Origin of the sequence: Eisenibacter elegans DSM 3317, from assembly GCF_000430505.1 — a bacterium.
GTDB lineage: Bacteria > Bacteroidota > Bacteroidia > Cytophagales > Microscillaceae > Eisenibacter > Eisenibacter elegans.
Genome location: NZ_AUMD01000011.1, coordinates 208,326 through 225,730, shown reverse-complemented (window position 1 = coordinate 225,730; position 17,405 = coordinate 208,326). Strand labels below are relative to the sequence as shown.

Below are 17,405 nucleotides of genomic sequence, written 5' to 3'. Positions count from 1 at the left end.
GTATTTTCAATATGCTATTACTGGAGCTTGAGCAGTAGGCAATTTCTCAGGAGCCTTGCCAAAAGCAGGCACATCCGTGAGGGTATGCATAAAAGCCACGAGGGCTTTCAGCTCTCGCTCGTTGAGATTGAGCGGCTCCGTGGGCAACGTTTGGTGTGGTAGGTCAATCCCGATACCGGCTCCGCCACCAAGGTTATAAAACTCCATCACTGCCTCCAGCGTTTCGTAAGCCCCATTATGCATATAGGGAGCCGTGAGCCCACTATTGCGTACGGTGGGAGTACGGAAAGCAAACTGGTTTAGGAAACCTGGCGCTATGGCCTGCTTCCCGACATCAGGGTCAATGACGGCCTTGCTCGTAACCGCCACTAGGGGAACCCCAATCACTTCGGCTTCAGTTTCGGTGAAATTTGGCGGCACTGTACCATTGAACAAAGGCATAAAATGGCAGGTGGCACACTTAGCCTTGCCCATATACAAGTTAAACCCTAGCAGCTCTTCGGGACTCAAGGCAGCCCCTTGTTCTTGACGCAGATAGCGATCGAAGCGCGAATCGAAGGAAGACAGTTGACGGGTGAAAGAAGCCAGCGCGATTTGTACATTCTCAGCCGTAACGGGCTGTTTGGCCTCGGGAAATGCTTTGGCGAACAGGGCTACATAGGCAGGCACCTTGGCCAGCTTGGCGGCGGCGGCCTCCGCAGAGGAGTGCATCTCGTCGATATTGGCCAACACATCTGCTGCTTGTTGCTCCAAGGTCTCCACACGGCCATCGTAAAATTGGTTGGCTTGAAAGGCCGCATTCACAAGGGTGGGCGAATTGCGCCCAATATGGCCTTTTTTGCCAAAGGCCACACTCTTGGCAATACCGTCAGTAAAAGCCTTGTCGGGTTGGTGGCAAGAGGCACACGAGCGCTCATTGTCGCTGGAGAGGATGGGGTCAAAAAAAAGCATCTTGCCCAACGCTGCTTTTTCGGGGCTAAGCTGCGCCAATTGGCCGGGAGCAAAATAGTTGGGGTCAAAGGCTTGGACATCAAATAGTGTTTTTACATCTGCCCGCAACATCCGCTTGTCGGTAGGGAAAGGAATGTCAAGCGCCACCTGATACTCCCAGAGCGCAGTCGTAAGAGGGTTGATGTGTGTGCGAATGAAAGCCATCCGGTCAAAAGCATCAAAATCAGCCAAGTGTTGGTCGAGGTAAGCCACTGTTTGGGTAAAGGCCTTGGCCAATAAGTCCTTCTCAGTACTGTTTTGGGATTTGGCCAGGGCAAGTACTGCGGCCTGAACAGCTTCGAGTGAGGCCTTGGCTTCGGGCAGACTATAGAGTGCCACCGGCGAATCAAACCCTACAATACCGAGCGTAATGACACGGAAAACCTGCAACCGAGCCGCATCAAGTATTTGACTCTCGGTCAAGGTCAACTGCTGGCTGTGTTGTATGAGCTCCGCAACCGTTTGGCGCATCGTAGCCAGCTCTTGCTGTAGCGCTTTTTGTTGAGTGGGGTCAGCCTCCGGAAAAAGCCATTCTTCTATTACCTGAAAACCTGTCGGAGCAATGGTTTTGGTAGTATCTTGCGCATCCATTTCGGCAATAGCCGCTCCATTGAGGGCTTTGGCGCTTTCGGGGTATTGTGTCTCAACAAGGTATTCTGTACGCTTATAGGCCAAGCGTGCACTACCAAAGGCCTCTTGCCAAGCCGAAGGGTTAGCCTGTGTGAGTATGTTTTCTAACTCTCCAAGCTTGGTGTCTAGGCTTTGGAGGTCTTGCCGAAAGCCCTGAACTACCAACGACGTAGGCGCATCTGCAGGACTTGGAGTACATTGTAGCCAAAGCACCAATCCCACAAAACAGGTGAGGCTCAGATATATATACCGCATAAATTATTGAGATAGAACAGAAATTTAAACTTAGACTAAATAAAGCACTAGCTGCAAATCTACAACTTAATCCCAAAACTAACAGTATAGACACAAGGTTTACACAAAAATCGCTCAGATAGCGCTATTATCCCATCACACGCCACTGAACATTTTTGGTTTTTGTCGTTGCTGTGCGCATTTTATAACAAGATTTGAGGATTTACAGGATTTGATTCTCTTGATACTCAAGGATTTTCAGCACTTAACGCTACCAAACCAATTCTGATTGGGTATAACAACACGGATTCTTGACACATATTTAAGCGCAAAGGAGAAACCATATTTCGGTTTTTTCAGAAAACATCCAGTGGCGTGATCCTACCACATTTGATATGACAACACGTGTGCTAAAAACGATAACTTCAGCGTATCATCCGTTGGAGGTATGTTTGCCATCATTTTTCTTCAAAATATACAGTTTGTACCCAAAATCACTATTTTTGTAAGAGCTTGCCCGAATCGTATGATGACATCAAAAGCAAGCCATTTCGTGTCTGGGTCTAGCTCCTCAAGCAAAAAAGCCCACCTATCGTGATTTTGGAGCAGCAAATCACCCACTTTCCCAAAAATCACACGCTCTCTCAATATATTCCCCTTAAAAGTTATGATACTCTACAACGTAACCATTAGTATCGAAAACGATATACACGACGAGTTTATCCAGTGGATGCTCACCGAACACATTCCAGAGGTGATGAGCACACAACTGTTTGTAGAGTACAAGCTTTTGCGGATGCTCCAAGCAGAGGAAGAAGCTCAAGGGCTGACCACCTATGCCGTACAATATTATCTGAAGGGCTTGGAAGACTTTGTACAATACAGCCAACACCACGCTCCAGAACTACAAGCCAAAACCCGCCAAAAATATGGCGAGCGCGTATTGGCCTTCCGTACCTTGCTAGAAGTAGTACACCCTTAGCGCTGTAACTTGCTGCTATTTACCCCATTCCTCATGCAAAAGCCCATCTTGCTGATAGACTCTTCTTATGGCCAAATTATTTCTTTTAGACGCAATGGCGCTCATCTACCGAGCGCATTTTGCTTTTAGCAAAAACCCCCGTATCAACTCCAAAGGCATCAATACCGGTGCTGTTTATGGCTTTGCCAACAGTGTATTTGAGATTCTCGAAAAACAAAAGCCAACCCATATCGGCATCGCCTTTGATACCCACGGGCCGACATTCCGGCACGAAAGCTTTGAAGCCTACAAAGCCAACCGCGAAGAACAACCCGAAGATATCTCTACGGCCATCCCCTATATCTATCGACTAGTGGAGGCGCTCAACATCCCGGCCTTGGTTTTGCCCGGATATGAGGCCGATGACATCATCGGCACGATCGCGAAGCAAGCCGCCAAAGACCCTGATTTGGAGGTCTTTATGATGACACCCGACAAGGACTACGCCCAGCTGGTAGACAAAAATATTTTCCTCTACAAACCCGCTATGTTTGGCAATGGGGTAGAAATTTTGGGGATAGAAGAAGTGAAGGCCAAATTCGAAATCGACCACCCTGCGCAAGTCATCGACCTCCTCGGAATGCAAGGCGACAGTGTCGACAACATCCCGGGCATCCCCGGTGTGGGCGCCAAGACAGCCGTAAAGTTTCTCAAGGAATATGGCAGCCTCGAAGGGCTGCTGGAAAATACCCACCAACTTAAAGGCAAGCAAAAAGAAAACGTAGAAACCTACCGCGAACAAGCCATTCTCTCCAAACAACTGGCAACCATTCATACCGAAACACCCATTGAGTGGAGTTTGGAAAGCCTCGAAATGGCTCCCTTCGACGACGACAAACTCAAGCCTCTGCTCGAAGAGCTGGAGTTTCGCACATACCTCAAAAAGCTCTATCCCTCGGCAGCGCCAGCCTTGGCCGAAACCCCTACCAAACGCAAATCTAAGGCCGCCGCCGGACAAATGGATATGTTTGGGGGAGGCAGCACCGACGAAGACGCGTCTGAACAACCTGCTCCGGCAGAAATATTGCCTACCAATTTCCGCAACATCCACAGCACCCTACACGACTACCAGCTCATCGATACGCCCGAATGGCGCAAGCGCTTGCTCGACCGCCTGTCGCAGCTGCCGGCTTTTTGTTTTGATACCGAAACGGACAACCTCGATGCCCTCGAAGCACAGCTCGTAGGCATTGCCTTTGCTTGGTATCCACACGAGGGTTATTATGTCCCCTTTCCGGCAGATAGAACAGCGGCTCAGGCTTTGCTCGAAGAGTTTAGGGAAGTATTAGAAAACCCCAGTATCGAAAAAGTAGGCCAAAACCTCAAGTACGACCTCACTGTCTTGGCCAATTATGGGGTTCAGCTCCAAGGCCCTCTTTTCGATACAATGTTGGCGCATTACCTCCTAGAGCCAGACGCACGACACAATATGGATATTTTGGCCAAAAACTACCTCGGCTACGAGCCCGTCTCTATCGAAGCGCTTATCGGCAAAAAAGGAGCAAAACAAGGCTCTATGCGGGATGTGCCGCTGGAGCAAATCAAAGAATATGCGATAGAAGATGCTGACATTACTTGGCAGCTCAAAATCTTGTTTGCACCCAAAATACAGGAACTGAACCTACAAGGGTTGATGCAAACTGTAGAAGCACCTCTAGTGCCAGTACTGGCCGATATGGAACGCTCCGGAGTACGGATTGATACTGAGGCGCTGGCAGACATCTCTCAAGAACTGGGGCAAGAAATAGAGGCCATAGAACAACGTATTTATACCCTTGCCGGAGAGCAGTTCAACATCGCTTCGCCCAAGCAGCTGGGCGATATCCTATTCGATAAACTCAAACTCGACGAAAAAGCCAAAAAAACCAAAACCGGACAATATGCCACCGGAGAAGAGATTTTGGTGAAGCTGGACGACAAACATCCCATCATCCACGAGATTTTGGAACACCGCGCCCTAGTAAAGCTCAAAAACACCTATGTGGATACCTTGCCTACCCTCGTCAGCCCCCGCGATGGCCGTATACATACCTCTTACAACCAAGCCGTAGCCGCAACAGGACGCTTGAGCTCGGCCAACCCCAACCTACAAAATATTCCTATCCGTACTGACAAAGGCCGCCAAGTCCGGAAAGCCTTTGTACCGGCATCGGCGGAGCACATACTGCTGGCAGCTGACTACTCGCAAATAGAACTGCGCATTATGGCGGCCTTCAGCCAAGACCAAACGATGATAGAGGCCTTCCGCCAAGGGCGAGATATCCACGCCACTACTGCCGCCAAAATCTTCAAAGTACCCTTAGAGGAGGTTAGTTCGGATATGCGCCGAAAAGCCAAAACAGCCAACTTTGGGATTATTTATGGTATTTCGGCTCACGGCCTGTCGCAGCGGCTCAACATCCCACGCAAAGAAGCCGGCGAAATCATTACGGCTTATTTTGAGGAGTTTCCAGCTATCAAACAGTATATGGATGATGTAGTCAACAAGGCCCGCAGCCAAGAATATGTCGAAACAATCCTAGGCCGCCGCCGCTATCTGCGTAATATCAACTCTCGCAATGCGGTAGAGCGCGGCTTTGCGGAGCGTAACGCCATCAATGCGCCCATTCAGGGCAGCGCTGCCGACCTTATCAAGCTGGCCATGATTCGGATACACGAGTGGATGAAGCCGCGAAAACTGCGTAGCAAAATGATTCTACAAGTACACGACGAATTGGTGTTTGATGTACACCAAGCAGAGCTAGACCTGCTCCGCCCGGCCATCGTCGAGGCGATGCAACAAGCCCTCCCCTCTTTCCCTGTCCCTCTAGAAGTAGAGCTGGGTATAGGCCAAAACTGGCTAGAAGCGCACTAATGCTGCTTTATTGCTGCACACTACCCAACCCTTCAAAGGTTTGAAAACCTTGAAGGGTTATTTTGAGAATACCCTAGGAAGTAAGCGGCATGCAATGTGTTAGCCAAAATGAAATAAGGCTGCATTTAAACGACATGGCTAACGGTATCGCTCCTACGGAGCTTTTTGTGATTGTATGTTAATTGTCTACCGACGTAATGCCCCTAAGGGGCTTTTTTTAGCAACGTAGTTGCGACAACATAGTTAGTGAATGTGGAGGGATTCGAACCCCCGACCCCCACCCTGTCAAGGTGATGCTCTAAACCAACTGAGCTACACATCCTTCAAAAATTTTTACAAAGATACACTTTTGGGGCATTCCCCCAACAAGGAAATCTGCTTTTATTCTGTGGGCAAGACCTCCATCAGCTTCATACTGCTGATACTGAGGGCACAGGCAAAATGCCCAAGAGGGCACTGTTTGTGGCCATGCGTGCCACAGGGGCGGCACTCTAGCAGCTCTTCTACTTGTACGATGGTGGCGTTATCAGACAGCGGGCCATAGCCAAAATCAGGCGTAGTAGAGCAAAATATGGCACAAGTAGGTGCATTGGTAGCCGAGGCTAGGTGTAGCGGAGCCGAATCATTCACATAATTCATGGTAGCTTGTGCCATCAGGGCCGAAGAGGCCAAGAGTGGCAACTTCCCTGCTAAGTTATGAATATTGGAGTGCTGGCTTTGTTGGGCAATGAGGGCGCATTGCTCGTGGTCTTCAGGAGCACCTATCAAGTATACTTGATATTGCTCTGGTAAAACATCAAGAAAATCTATCCACTTTTGAGCAGGAAACTGCTTGGTATACCATACCGAAGTAGGGGCAATACAGATATAAGGCTTGCGCTCAATGTAAGGCGCTATCAGTGCAAAATCGTCAGCAGTAGGGTAAAGCTTGGGGCGTAAGAAAGCACCATCAGTCAGGGGCGTAACGAGGTCGAGTATGCGCTGTACCTCGTGGATACGCGCATCATACCTGTAGGACACCCGCGTACTAAAAAAACGGGAAAGTGGATTTTTGTCAAAACCTATTGTATATTTAGCCCCTGATAAAGTTGTGAAAAGCCCAGTGGTAGCATACCGTTGCGCATTGACTACCAAGTCGTATTTTTCGGCTCTTAGGGCTTTGACCAAACGGTAGACCTCTTTGCTACGTGAGCGCTTCTTGTCCCAAACCCAGCAATGGGTAAGTTGTGGATGCCCCTGGAGCAATGATTCGTTACCTTTGCGTAACAAGAAGTCAATACGAGCCTGAGGATAATGTTGGCGCAGCTTTTCTATCAAAACCGTACTCAAAATCACATCTCCGATGAAGGCTGTTTGGATAATTAGGATTTTCTGCAAATCGGGGGGAGGGGCAGCGTTGGCGTGTATCATCATATCAAATCGACCTTCGTAAAAGTAGCGCAAAATAGTTTAAAATATCTCGCTTATGCGTACAAATATTAAGTATTGGAGTTTGGTCATTGCCTTGGTGTTGTTTGTGCCCTTGGTATTGCTCTTATCGGGTAACCCTTTTTTTGTTGCACGACTATTGACCTACCAACAGCGTAAGCCTCATATTGACATCATCGCCCACCGAGGTGCTTCGGGCACTGCTCCCGAAAATACCTTGGCTGCCATCGAAAAGGCCATAGAAGCTGAGGCCGACATCATCGAGATAGATGTGATGCTTAGCCGAGACAAACAGGTAATCGTGATACACGACTATAGCGTTGACCGTACTACCAACGGCCAAGGCTTGGTGGCAGACCTGACCTTGGCGCAAATCCGGCAATTGGATGCCGGCAGTTGGTTCAATGATGAATTCAAGGGAGAGCGAATCCCGACCCTTGAAGAAGTATTGCGCTACATCAATGGCAAAGCAAAGTTATTAATAGAACTCAAAGAATACAACAATGGTTTGGAAGAGCAAGTAGCAGAGTTGGTCAGGGCTTCACAAGCCGAAGACTGGTGCCTGTTCCAATCATTTCACAGCGAAGCTATTAGGCGACTACAAGAGATTGCGCCCAAAGTCCCCACATACCAGCTGGTCGTTGGGCCGCTGACAATATTTCCCTTACACTTCAACAAAGGCCTGAAGCTAGGATACCTTACCCGCTACCGTCCTGTACAAGGAGTCCATCCCAACTACAGGTTTATCAATGCCAAGCTAATCAAAAGCCTCAATCAACAAGCTCAAAAGGTATATGCTTGGACAGTCAACAACCCCAAAGATATGGAATCTCTAGCCGATATGGGAATTGATGGCATCATTACCAACTATCCCGCCCTTGCGAGATACACCTTGTATCCTTCTGATTTTTAGTACTTTGTATACAAGATTATGACACAGATTACGACCTATTTCACCCCGGGGCCGGCGCAACTCTACCCCGGCGTAGAGCAATACCTCACACAGGCATTGCAAAGCCACCTGCCCTCTGTATCGCATCGCAGCAGCCGATTTAAGGATATTTACCGACAGGTAGACCGAAACCTCCGCCTGCTTTTTGACTTGCCCGACAACTACCGCGTCTTGTTTACGGCCTCTGCCACAGAGGTATGGGAGCGTCTTTTGTTGAATTGTGTGGGCAATAGCAGTGTACACCTAGTCAATGGAGCTTTTTCGGAGCGCTTCTATGAGTTTGCCAGCCTACTCAAAAAAAGCTCTATCAAGTATGAAAAACCTTGGGGGCAGGGCTTTGAGCTACAAGATACCCTCCAGACCTTGGCTATCTGTGAGAGCGCCGAGATGATTGCCTTCACACATAACGAGACCAGCACCGGGGTCATCACACCCGAGAGCCTGATTCATCAAGTGGCTGACACCTTCTCCGACAAACTCATCACGGTTGATATGGTCTCCTCTGCGCCTTATCCTACACTGGATTTTCGGAAAATTGATGCGGCATATTTTTCGGTACAGAAAGCCTTTGGCCTTCCGGCGGGTTTGGGCGTGTGGTTGGTCAATGAGCGTTGCCTCAAAAAAGCTGAAGCTTTAGAGGCCTCAGGCAAAATTACGGGCACATACCACCGCCTATGCGAACTTTGGCAGCAAGCCGAACAATGGCAAACTCCGGCCACTCCCAATGTACTGGGTATCTACCTCTTGGCGCAAGTCAGTGAGGCCATGTGTCAGGAAGGTATTGGTGTGTTGCGCCGGCGCATTGCCCAGCAGGCCGATGCCTTGTATGAGGCCATCGAAAGCCACCCCCGCCTCACTCCCTTTGTGGCCAACCGCACACACCGCTCGCCTACCGTCATCGTAGCCCAAACCGACGGCGACGCAGGCGCTTGGGTCGAAGCCCTACAAGCCCAAGGCCTACACGTAGGCAGCGGCTATGCTCAGTTTAAAGCCCGACATTTACGCATTGCCAACTTCCCCGCTGTCGATGAAGCAGCCGTAGCCAAACTCATCCAAGCCCTCAAAAGCTTATGAGCAAATCTTTGCGCCTTCCAATCACCAAGCCCGTACTACGGCGCTTGGTTTATACACTGGTGGCTTGTTTGCTGGTGTTGGGAGTCAGTTATTTTGACCTGATTATCTATGGTATTGGGCAAGGCTATGGGCAATTTAAGATTCTATGGAACGCCCGCCCCATTGCCAAGGTATTGGCCGATACGCAAGTACCCGATTCTGTCAAAGCCAAGGTCAGGCTAGTACAAGAGATCAAACGCTTCGCCATAGACTCTCTAGGTATCAAGCCTTCCGACAATTATGAGCACCTCTACGACACCCAAGGCAAACCCGTGCTTTGGGTCGTAACGGCTGCACAGCCCTATGCGCTCGAAGCCAAAACTTGGAACTATGGCTTCTTGGGAGATATGAGCTATCGCGGCTTTTTTGAAGAACAAAAGGCCCGTAGCTATGCTCACAAGCTTCAGGAGCAAGGCTATGATACTTATGTGGGCACGGTGGCGGCTTGGTCTACCTTGGGCTGGTTCAAAGATCCTATCTTGAGCCACATGCTCGACTGGCCCGAAGGCGCACTGGCGGCGCTTATCATCCATGAGCTCACACACGGCACCCTATGGGTCAAAGACAGTGTAGACTACAACGAAAACCTAGCTGACTTTGTCGGCGACCAAGGCGCACTACGCTTCCTACAGGTCAAATATGGAGCCGCCTCTCCCCAAGTACACCAATACGAAGCCTCCAAACGCGACCAAGAGCGCTACGACCAACATTGGCTCGGCGCAGCTAACCAGCTCGACAGTCTGTACAAAAGTTTTGGCCCCAATACCCCCGAATGGCTCAAAGCCCAACGTAAACAGGCTTTCTTACAAAAAATAGTTACTACCTTGGATACAGTTAGTTTTGAATACCCGGCATATTACCGAGGGCGATTCCGCAATAGCCTGCCCAACAACACCTACTTGATGACCTACCTCACCTACAGAGGGCAGCAAAATGTATTTGAGCAAGAATGGCGCGAGCGCTTTCACCAAAACTTTCAAGCATATTTATCGTATCTAAAGCAGAAATACCACAAATAGTCCCTCGTTCAACCTTTATGTTTTTCCAAAAATTATGGCTACTATGTTGAAGTATGTATATTATAGCCTCGGACTGCTACTGCTCGGTACGGGCTTGTTTGTATTTTCGCACCAAGGGTCTCAAGCTGATGACCTACACGCCAAGCTACACAATGCCAGCTATCGTGTGATTAAAAACCACAACTTCGGCAGGGGAGAATACATCGAATACCTGCTGCACTACGGGGTCATCAATGCCGGAATTGCCCGTATCAATGTCGACAATAAGCTCTGGCTGGTCAATGATCGTATTTGCTATAAGGTCGACGTAGCCGGAGAAACTACCGGCGCACTCAAACTATACCGTGTGGAAGACCTCTGGCGCTCGTATATCGATACGGCGGCCATCGCCCCACACCGCTTCTACCGATACATCGCCGAAAACAAATACCGCCGCGAAGAACGTATTGACTTCAACCCGCTCCAAAACAAAGCCAAGCTTTCCTTTGAGCAGTTTACGGTTCAGGACAAAGAGAAGAAGAAAAGCACTACTGCCGAAACCGAAAAACTCGAAAAAACATCAGAAATTAAGGATGTCGTGTTCCCGGCCAACTTCCGAGACCCACAAACCGGGCACTATTACCCCCAAGATATCGTCAGCGGATATTATTACTTACGCACTATCGACTATGATAAGCAAATAGGTGTGGGAAATAAAATCACTATCCCGGCTATTTTTGAAGACCAGACCTATAACTTCTCTATCCGATATGATGGACGCGAGGTCGTCGATACTAAGTTTGGCAAAGTAAATGCCTTTAAGTTTACACCAATGATGGGCGAGTTTGAAAACGATATCTTCACCGGCGATGGTTCGCTGGTGTTTTGGGTGTCGGACGATGCCAACCGCATCCCGGTTAAAGTAGAAGCCAAGATATTTCTAGGAAAGGTAGTGCTTGAAATCACCAACCACCGCAACCTCAAAGCACCTTTTAACTTTGCCAAATAAGCTCCCGAAAACATCCTGACTGACCGCTCCCTTTCTGCTTAAAGCGCTAAGGGAGCGGTTTTTGTTTTTGGTATTTTGCAACAATTTGCTGGATTTTTCGTAACTTTAAACCCTTAGACTAAAAATAATTATCCGCATTTTCGTTGGCCCATAAGGTATCCATTCCCTACACAAGAAGTACTCCAAACCACTAGAATAAGCAGCTTTTGTTTTGTATGAAAAATCAGATTAGCAACGCTAAGCCCGACAATGTATCCCTCACGCTTCGTTACGACGACCTTGTCGATTACCAAAGCAAGATAGAATACGCCAAATATTTCATTGCCATCAATGACCAAGCCCCCAATATGGTGGTGTTTTACGATTCGTTCAATACGGATAAACTTTTTGAGACCCTCTGCCAAACCCATCAGGTGTCGGACGAGCAGGTCTGCCGCTACCGCCGCTTTGATAAACGCGAAGAGCGTATCCGTTTGGTAGGTTTTCTGATGCACATCGAGCAAGATTTGATGGTATACTTTGATGAGGACGATGGCGAGTTCAAAATCCTACACGGCGACCATACCCCCGAAGAGCGTATCCAGGCACTAGTCCAAACAGCGCGCAACACTGTAGAGGCTCCCAAGGCCGAAAGTAAAATCTTTTTGCTCTACGAAAGCCAAAAGACGCTCTGCCTGCGTGATTTTGAGGTCAAAAAAAACAACCTCAATATCCAAGAAAACTACAATGATGACTTTGAGCCTGTCCACGAAGTCATTATCAACCGACTCAATTCGGCCAATGACAAAGGGCTGGTCTTGCTCTATGGCGCTCCCGGTACGGGCAAAACAAGCTATATCCGATACCTGACTTCGCGTATCGACAAAAGGATGATTTATATCCCACCCGAGTATGCCTACAAAATCGCATCGCCGGATTTTCTGCCTCTGCTTATCTCCAACCCCAACTCTGTGTTGATAGTAGAAGACGCTGAAAGCATTGTAGAAGCACGCGAAAACGGGCGCAACATGTCGGTGTCTAATTTGCTTAACTTGGCTGACGGCCTCCTCTCGGATTGCCTCAACATCCAAATTCTCTGTACTTTCAACACACATATCAGCAAAATAGACAAGGCGCTTTTGCGCAAAGGCCGCCTGATTGCTACCTATGAGTTTCGCCCACTCGATGCCGAAAAAGCCCAGCATCTTTCTAATAAGATTGGCTATAATACGGCCATTGACAAGCCGATGACCTTGGCAGACATCTACAACCAATCAGATCTTGGCTTTATCAAAGAAGATAAGGTCAAAATTGGGTTTTAGATAGCTAGCCCCCTATCATTGGATATGCTTGCAAACCCACGACCCAACCCGTGGGTTTTTGGCTATGGATACCTAGCGCTTCGAGACGGCCCAAAACCTTGTTTGAGTACAACATAGCTATCTCCATAAAATATTTGCCTTTTATATTATCTGAGCCGCTATATTTGTTGGTCAATGATATGCTTCCCTATGAACAAGCAAAGAATAAAAACCGACCAGTGTCTCAATTGCGGCTATATATTTGATACTCCGGTTAACTATTGCCCACAGTGTGGACAAGAAAACCATCAGAAAGTACGCCCACTGCGCTATATTGTCTACGATTTTTTGAATGATGTCGGCCAGCTCGATAATAGGCTGTGGCGAAGTTTGTGGCCTTTTTTGAGCAAACCCGGCTATCCGAGCCAAGCTTATATTGAAGGTAAGCGCACAAAATATGTAACCCCTATCCGGTTGTATGTGGTGTGTAGTTTTTTTATTTTTTTACGATGGCCTTCGTTACGCAGTCGGTCTTGTTTAAAAACAACCCCAAGCTCGGCAGCCAGACCATAGAACAGCGGATACTGGCCGGGGAAAAAGAGGCGAAGGGCGATTTTAATTTTTTTAAAATTTCTGCGAGCAAGGCCTTGTTTTTGCGAAACCAAGGCATTCGCTCCAAGGCGGCCATGTGTGACTCGATGGGAGTAAGCCCCTCGGTAATCAACCAACTTCTGGTGGGGCAGGCCTTGCGCTTGGCTTCGGCTACGCCAAAAGAATTGCTGACTTCGGTCATCAACAAAGGTTCTGTGATGATGTTTTTCTTAATCCCGATTTTTGCCTTTCTCTTACAGATGAGCTATAGTCGGGTGAGGTGCTATTATGTGGAGCACCTTATTTTGGTATTGCACCTACACAGTTATCTCTTTCTGATGGTGGGGCTGACGTTTTGGATCAACCATTGGTTTACGGGCTGGTGGCTTGTTACGACCGTCTTGTTAAGCTCCGTAATATGGTATGTATACCGAGGCTTTAGGGTGTTTTATGGCCAAAGCCGATGGTGGACTATTTTCAGGCTTTGGTGGTTGAGTAACTTGTATGGGTTTACTTTGATGATGGGCATTGTGCTGTTAGTGGCATTGGGTTTGCTGTTTTTCTAATCAGGCATACAAAAAAGACGCACATTGCTGTGCGTCTTTGTTTTTAGGCGGTATTGTTCTTACGAATGGAGGTAGCCCGAATTAGTATTCGTCCTCATTGAAGAAAAAATCCTCCTTGGTGGGATAGTCGGGCCAAATCTCCTCAATACTTTCATAAGGTTGCCCATCGTCTTCAAGCTCTTGAAGGTTTTCTACCACTTCTAGGGGTGCTCCCGAACGAATTGCGAAATCAATCAACTCTTCTTTGGTAGCAGGCCAAGGGGCATCTTCTAAATAAGATGCCAGTTCTAACGTCCAGTACATAGGCTACTATGGTTTAACAAATACCTAATTAACGTTTTTGAGAAGGAACTCAATCGTATACACAGAAGATAGGCAAATTGTTTTAGAAAAACAAGCTTTTCGCCAAATTCCGTAAGATGAGATACGCAATTATTGCGCTAATTGTTCCTCAAGCTCTCTCAAAATTTGTTTTTTTACTTCAAGTTTACGTCTTTGGACGTGGACAGTGCTGGCTAGTTGCCGCAGATTACGGTCTATAGGGGGTTTTTGGGGGAATCTTCTCTGATATCCGCCATATCCACCGCGTGCTTGTTGAGCGTTGAATTGCGCTTGTTGGCGGGCATTTTCTTGCTCCATTTTATCGAGTCGCTCCTGATTGATGCTCAGCTCCTGCTCTTCGCGTCGGATGAGGCCGCGCATACATTCTATCTGCAAGCTGAGTTGCTCTAGGGGGAGTTTGGTTTCAAATAGCGGATATTTGCGCTTCATCACCCGCGTTAGGTAGTTCTTCTCAAACACCTTGTCGCAGTTATTACGAAACTTGTAGACAATACCCGGGTCAAGCTGCTGAAAAGTCGAGGTCAGCTGTTTCCATTCTACGAGCAGTTCTTTGGCGGCTTCGGTAGCATCGGGCGAGAGATCTTCGAGCAGGGTTATCGATTGGCCATAGAGTTTTTGTACAATTTGCTGTTTGATTTCTTCGCTGCTTTGATCGGGGAACTGTTCTTGGAGGGCGCGGAAGTTTTTGTATCGGGTAAAAAACACTTCGTTGGCCGCCTTGAAGCTTTCCCATAGGCGCGTAGCTTTGCGGTGGGGGACTTTGCCTGTCGTTTTCCAAGTTTGTTGGAGGGTACGGAAGCGTTGGAAAGTCTCCTCAAAGTTATCAGAGTTTTTCAGCCCGTGGGCTTCAAAGATAATGTTTTTGTAGGCGCGCAAGCGGTCTTTGATTTCCTTGTTGCGGGCTTTATATACCTCTTTGCGCTCTTCGAAATAGTTTTCGATGGTTTGGTTAAACTCCTCCTCTAGGTCATCATTAAAGGTTTCTACCGCAGCGCCAGTCTTGATCCACTTCATCTTAATCTCCTTCACCTGCTCGATAGACTCACGGCTTTCGAGGTCTTTGATTACTTCTTTGAGCTCTTCGAGCAGTGCTTTTTTGATATCAAGATTCTTGAGACGGTTATTGGCAATAAGGTCGCGCAGCTCGACCTCCAGCACATCTAGCTTGGCAAAAAGCGCCGGGAAATCGCCCAAACCATCAAACTCCGAGAGGTACTTGCGCATGTGTACCAGCTTCATCAAGTAAGAGCCTTTATTTTGAGCGCTGTAGATGAGTTTTTCGAGCTCTTCTACTTTCTGTTTGGCCAACTCAAAGCGCTTTTCGAAATAAGCCAAGGCAGCAGCAGCAGTCTCTTTTACAACGCCGATTTGCCTGTCTTCAAATGTGAGAAATCCTTTTAGAAATACTTTGTCGTCTTTGATATATCCAAATTGATGGTCAGTAGTGGTGTTCATAATACATTTGGGCTTTTGTGATGGGTATGTTTGGTTGTTGTTAAAAAGGCTAAATGCCTAAGGGACTGTTTGAAAGAGTGAAAATTTTCGAACCTTGGGAATACCCCAAAGCGAAAATTACGCATCTCAATGCCTCCACTTCCCTGCGATAATCGTGCAAAAATGCCTAAATTTGGGCAAAATGCACAACGAATCGTAGCTTGGTGGCTATCATACGTAAAAATAAGAAAAAACCATGAGTAACGAAACTATTATTTTCTCTATGGCGGGGGTAAGTAAAATTTACCCTCCTAAGAAGCAGGTGCTCAAAGATATTTACCTCTCCTTTTTTTATGGCGCTAAAATCGGTGTCATTGGTCTGAACGGCTCAGGTAAATCTTCTCTACTGCGCATCATTGCAGGATTGGACAAAGAATACCTCGGAGAGGTTGTTTTTTCGCCCAACTACACCGTAGGCCTGTTGGAGCAAGAACCGCAGCTCGACCCCAACAAGACCGTCCGAGAGGTTGTCGAAGAGGGGGTACAAGAAGTGGTAGACCTGCTCAAAGCCTACGAGCAAATCAACGAAGCCTTTGCTGACCCTGATGCTGATTTCGACAAGCTCCTAGCCAAACAAGGGCAAATCCAAGAGAAGCTCGACCAACACGATGCTTGGAACCTTGACAACAAGCTCGAACGCGCTATGGACGCTCTCCGTACGCCATCTGGCGATGCCAAAATCGAAAACCTCTCTGGGGGCGAAAAACGCCGCGTGGCGCTCTGCCGCCTCCTACTCCAAGAGCCCGATGTACTCCTGCTCGACGAACCTACCAACCACCTCGACGCAGAGTCTGTCCTCTGGCTTGAGCAGCACCTCCAACAATACAAGGGTACTGTCATTGCCATTACCCACGACCGCTACTTCCTCGACAACGTAGCCGGATGGATTCTCGAACTAGACCGAGGCGAGGGTATTCCTTGGAAGGGCAACTACTCCTCTTGGCTCGAACAAAAGCAAAAGCGCCTAGCCCAAGAAGAAAAACAAGAGTCGAAGCGCCAAAAAACGCTCCAACGCGAGCTCGAATGGATTCGCCTCAGCCCCAAAGCCCGCCAAGCCAAGGGCAAGGCTCGTCTGAATGCCTACGAAAAAATGTTGGGCGAGGAGGCCAAAGAAAAAGAAGCCAAACTCGAACTATTCATCCCTCCTGGACCACGTTTGGGCAGCAAGGTGCTCGAAGTACGCGGCGTAGCCAAGGGCTTTGGCGACAAACTGCTCTACGAAAACCTCACGTTTTCGCTGCCTCCAGCCGGTATTGTAGGGGTAATCGGGCCAAACGGCGCGGGTAAATCTACCCTCTTCAAGATGCTTACCGGACAGCTACAGCCCGACGCAGGGGAGATAGAAGTAGGCGAAACCGTCGAGATTGCTTATGTAGACCAAGAGCACGACGACCTCAAACCTGACGAGACCGTATTTGAGGCTATCTCTGGCGGCAATGAGTTGATTATGCTCGGCGGACGCGAAATCAATGCCCGCGCCTATGTGAGTAAGTTTAACTTCAACGGCACAGACCAGCAGAAGAAAATCAGCAGTCTCTCTGGTGGAGAGCGCAACCGCGTACATCTAGCCATTGCTCTCAAGCAAGGCGGCAACCTCATCTTGCTGGATGAACCTACCAATGACCTTGACGTAAACACCCTCCGCGCCCTCGAAGAAGCTCTCGACAACTTCGCCGGTTGCGCTGTGGTGATTTCCCACGACCGCTGGTTCCTTGACCGTATCGCCACACATATCTTGGCCTTCGAAGGCGACTCAGAGGTGTATTGGTTTGAAGGTAATTTCAGCGAGTATGAAGAAAACCGCCGCAAACGCCTCGGCGATGTTACGCCTACACGCATCAAGTACCGCAACTTGAAATAACATTATCTGAGACCGCCCCAAAAGAGCCCATGCTTCTGGGGC

General features: G+C 48.3%; 14 protein-coding genes and 1 tRNA gene. 10 read left to right on the top strand and 5 right to left on the bottom strand.

The features are described 5' to 3' along the window. Nucleotides 1–6: 6 nt before the first annotated feature. Nucleotides 7–1,875: a cytochrome c peroxidase gene (locus G499_RS18345; protein ID WP_051295828.1), complete on the bottom strand. Its 1,869-nt coding sequence runs from the start codon at nt 1,873–1,875 to the stop codon at nt 7–9. 646 nt (nt 1,876–2,521) lie between these two features. Between G499_RS18345 and G499_RS0101640 the strand changes: the two genes are divergently transcribed. Then, on the top strand, nt 2,522–2,836 hold the full coding sequence (locus G499_RS0101640) for a DUF4286 family protein (protein ID WP_026998496.1): 315 nt from the start codon (nt 2,522–2,524) through the stop codon (nt 2,834–2,836). Between the two features lie 67 nt (nt 2,837–2,903). Next, entirely contained in the window at nt 2,904–5,729 is a 2,826-nt protein-coding gene (gene polA, locus G499_RS0101635) for a DNA polymerase I (protein WP_026998495.1), read from the top strand. A 247-nt stretch (nt 5,730–5,976) separates the two neighbouring features. Here polA and G499_RS0101630 read toward each other — a convergent pair. Both G499_RS0101630 and G499_RS0101625 read right to left on the bottom strand, forming a co-directional pair. Beyond that, nucleotides 5,977–6,051 (bottom strand) — tRNA-Val (locus tag G499_RS0101630). 59 nt (nt 6,052–6,110) lie between these two features. Next, complete coding sequence (locus G499_RS0101625; protein WP_245576625.1) at nt 6,111–7,172, bottom strand: glycosyltransferase family 9 protein; 1,062 nt, start codon at nt 7,170–7,172, stop codon at nt 6,111–6,113. A 22-nt stretch (nt 7,173–7,194) separates the two neighbouring features. Here G499_RS0101625 and G499_RS0101620 point away from each other — a divergent pair, with 22 nt between their 5' ends. The 7 genes from G499_RS0101620 (at nt 7,195) to G499_RS0101590 (ending at nt 13,666) form a co-directional block, all read left to right on the top strand. Next, nucleotides 7,195–8,070 (top strand): glycerophosphodiester phosphodiesterase, encoded by an 876-nt coding sequence (locus tag G499_RS0101620; protein ID WP_051295827.1) that lies wholly within the window; start codon nt 7,195–7,197, stop codon nt 8,068–8,070. Between the two features lie 18 nt (nt 8,071–8,088). Next, entirely contained in the window at nt 8,089–9,183 is a 1,095-nt protein-coding gene (locus G499_RS0101615) for an aminotransferase class V-fold PLP-dependent enzyme (RefSeq protein ID WP_026998492.1), read from the top strand. After that, nucleotides 9,180–10,241 (top strand): aminopeptidase, encoded by a 1,062-nt coding sequence (locus G499_RS0101610; RefSeq protein WP_051295826.1) that lies wholly within the window; start codon nt 9,180–9,182, stop codon nt 10,239–10,241. Before G499_RS0101615 ends, G499_RS0101610 begins: the two co-directional genes overlap by 4 nt. Before the next feature lie 34 nt (nt 10,242–10,275). Continuing rightward, nucleotides 10,276–11,229 (top strand): DUF3108 domain-containing protein, encoded by a 954-nt coding sequence (locus G499_RS18340; protein WP_051295825.1) that lies wholly within the window; start codon nt 10,276–10,278, stop codon nt 11,227–11,229. Nucleotides 11,230–11,444: 215 nt separating this feature from the next. Continuing rightward, a complete protein-coding gene (locus G499_RS20810) occupies nt 11,445–12,530 on the top strand; it encodes an AAA family ATPase (protein ID WP_051295824.1) in 1,086 nt (361 codons plus the stop codon). Nucleotides 12,531–12,704: 174 nt separating this feature from the next. Continuing rightward, nucleotides 12,705–13,082, top strand: a complete 378-nt coding sequence (locus G499_RS22485; protein WP_081413595.1) for a DUF3667 domain-containing protein — start codon at nt 12,705–12,707, stop codon at nt 13,080–13,082. Then, on the top strand, nt 13,019–13,666 hold the full coding sequence (locus G499_RS0101590) for a hypothetical protein (protein WP_026998489.1): 648 nt from the start codon (nt 13,019–13,021) through the stop codon (nt 13,664–13,666). The genes G499_RS22485 and G499_RS0101590 overlap by 64 nt, the downstream gene beginning before the upstream one ends. Before the next feature lie 81 nt (nt 13,667–13,747). On the opposite strand, the gene G499_RS0101585 is transcribed toward G499_RS0101590, so the two are convergent. Both G499_RS0101585 and G499_RS0101580 read right to left on the bottom strand, forming a co-directional pair. After that, complete coding sequence (locus G499_RS0101585) at nt 13,748–13,969, bottom strand: DUF2795 domain-containing protein (protein WP_026998488.1); 222 nt, start codon at nt 13,967–13,969, stop codon at nt 13,748–13,750. Between the two features lie 129 nt (nt 13,970–14,098). Continuing rightward, nucleotides 14,099–15,463 (bottom strand): DUF349 domain-containing protein, encoded by a 1,365-nt coding sequence (locus G499_RS0101580; RefSeq protein WP_026998487.1) that lies wholly within the window; start codon nt 15,461–15,463, stop codon nt 14,099–14,101. Between the two features lie 235 nt (nt 15,464–15,698). Here G499_RS0101580 and ettA point away from each other — a divergent pair, with 235 nt between their 5' ends. Continuing rightward, a complete protein-coding gene (gene ettA, locus G499_RS0101575) occupies nt 15,699–17,363 on the top strand; it encodes an energy-dependent translational throttle protein EttA (protein WP_026998486.1) in 1,665 nt (554 codons plus the stop codon). Nucleotides 17,364–17,405 lie beyond the last annotated feature (42 nt).

Bases quoted from the DNA above. Each gene is read 5' to 3' on its own strand.
- G499_RS0101590 (WP_026998489.1), top strand. From the start codon at position 13,019: ATGGCCTTCGTTACGCAGTCGGTCTTGTTTAAAAACAACCCCAAGCTC.
- G499_RS0101620 (WP_051295827.1), top strand. From the start codon at position 7,195: ATGCGTACAAATATTAAGTATTGGAGTTTGGTCATTGCCTTGGTGTTG.
- G499_RS0101610 (WP_051295826.1), top strand. From the start codon at position 9,180: ATGAGCAAATCTTTGCGCCTTCCAATCACCAAGCCCGTACTACGGCGC.
- G499_RS0101585 (WP_026998488.1), bottom strand. From the start codon at position 13,969: ATGTACTGGACGTTAGAACTGGCATCTTATTTAGAAGATGCCCCTTGG.
- ettA (WP_026998486.1), top strand. From the start codon at position 15,699: ATGAGTAACGAAACTATTATTTTCTCTATGGCGGGGGTAAGTAAAATT.
- G499_RS20810 (WP_051295824.1), top strand. From the start codon at position 11,445: ATGAAAAATCAGATTAGCAACGCTAAGCCCGACAATGTATCCCTCACG.
- G499_RS0101580 (WP_026998487.1), bottom strand. From the start codon at position 15,463: ATGAACACCACTACTGACCATCAATTTGGATATATCAAAGACGACAAA.
- G499_RS18345 (WP_051295828.1), bottom strand. From the start codon at position 1,875: ATGCGGTATATATATCTGAGCCTCACCTGTTTTGTGGGATTGGTGCTT.
- polA (WP_026998495.1), top strand. From the start codon at position 2,904: ATGGCCAAATTATTTCTTTTAGACGCAATGGCGCTCATCTACCGAGCG.
- G499_RS22485 (WP_081413595.1), top strand. From the start codon at position 12,705: ATGATATGCTTCCCTATGAACAAGCAAAGAATAAAAACCGACCAGTGT.
- G499_RS0101640 (WP_026998496.1), top strand. From the start codon at position 2,522: ATGATACTCTACAACGTAACCATTAGTATCGAAAACGATATACACGAC.
- G499_RS18340 (WP_051295825.1), top strand. From the start codon at position 10,276: ATGGCTACTATGTTGAAGTATGTATATTATAGCCTCGGACTGCTACTG.
- G499_RS0101615 (WP_026998492.1), top strand. From the start codon at position 8,089: ATGACACAGATTACGACCTATTTCACCCCGGGGCCGGCGCAACTCTAC.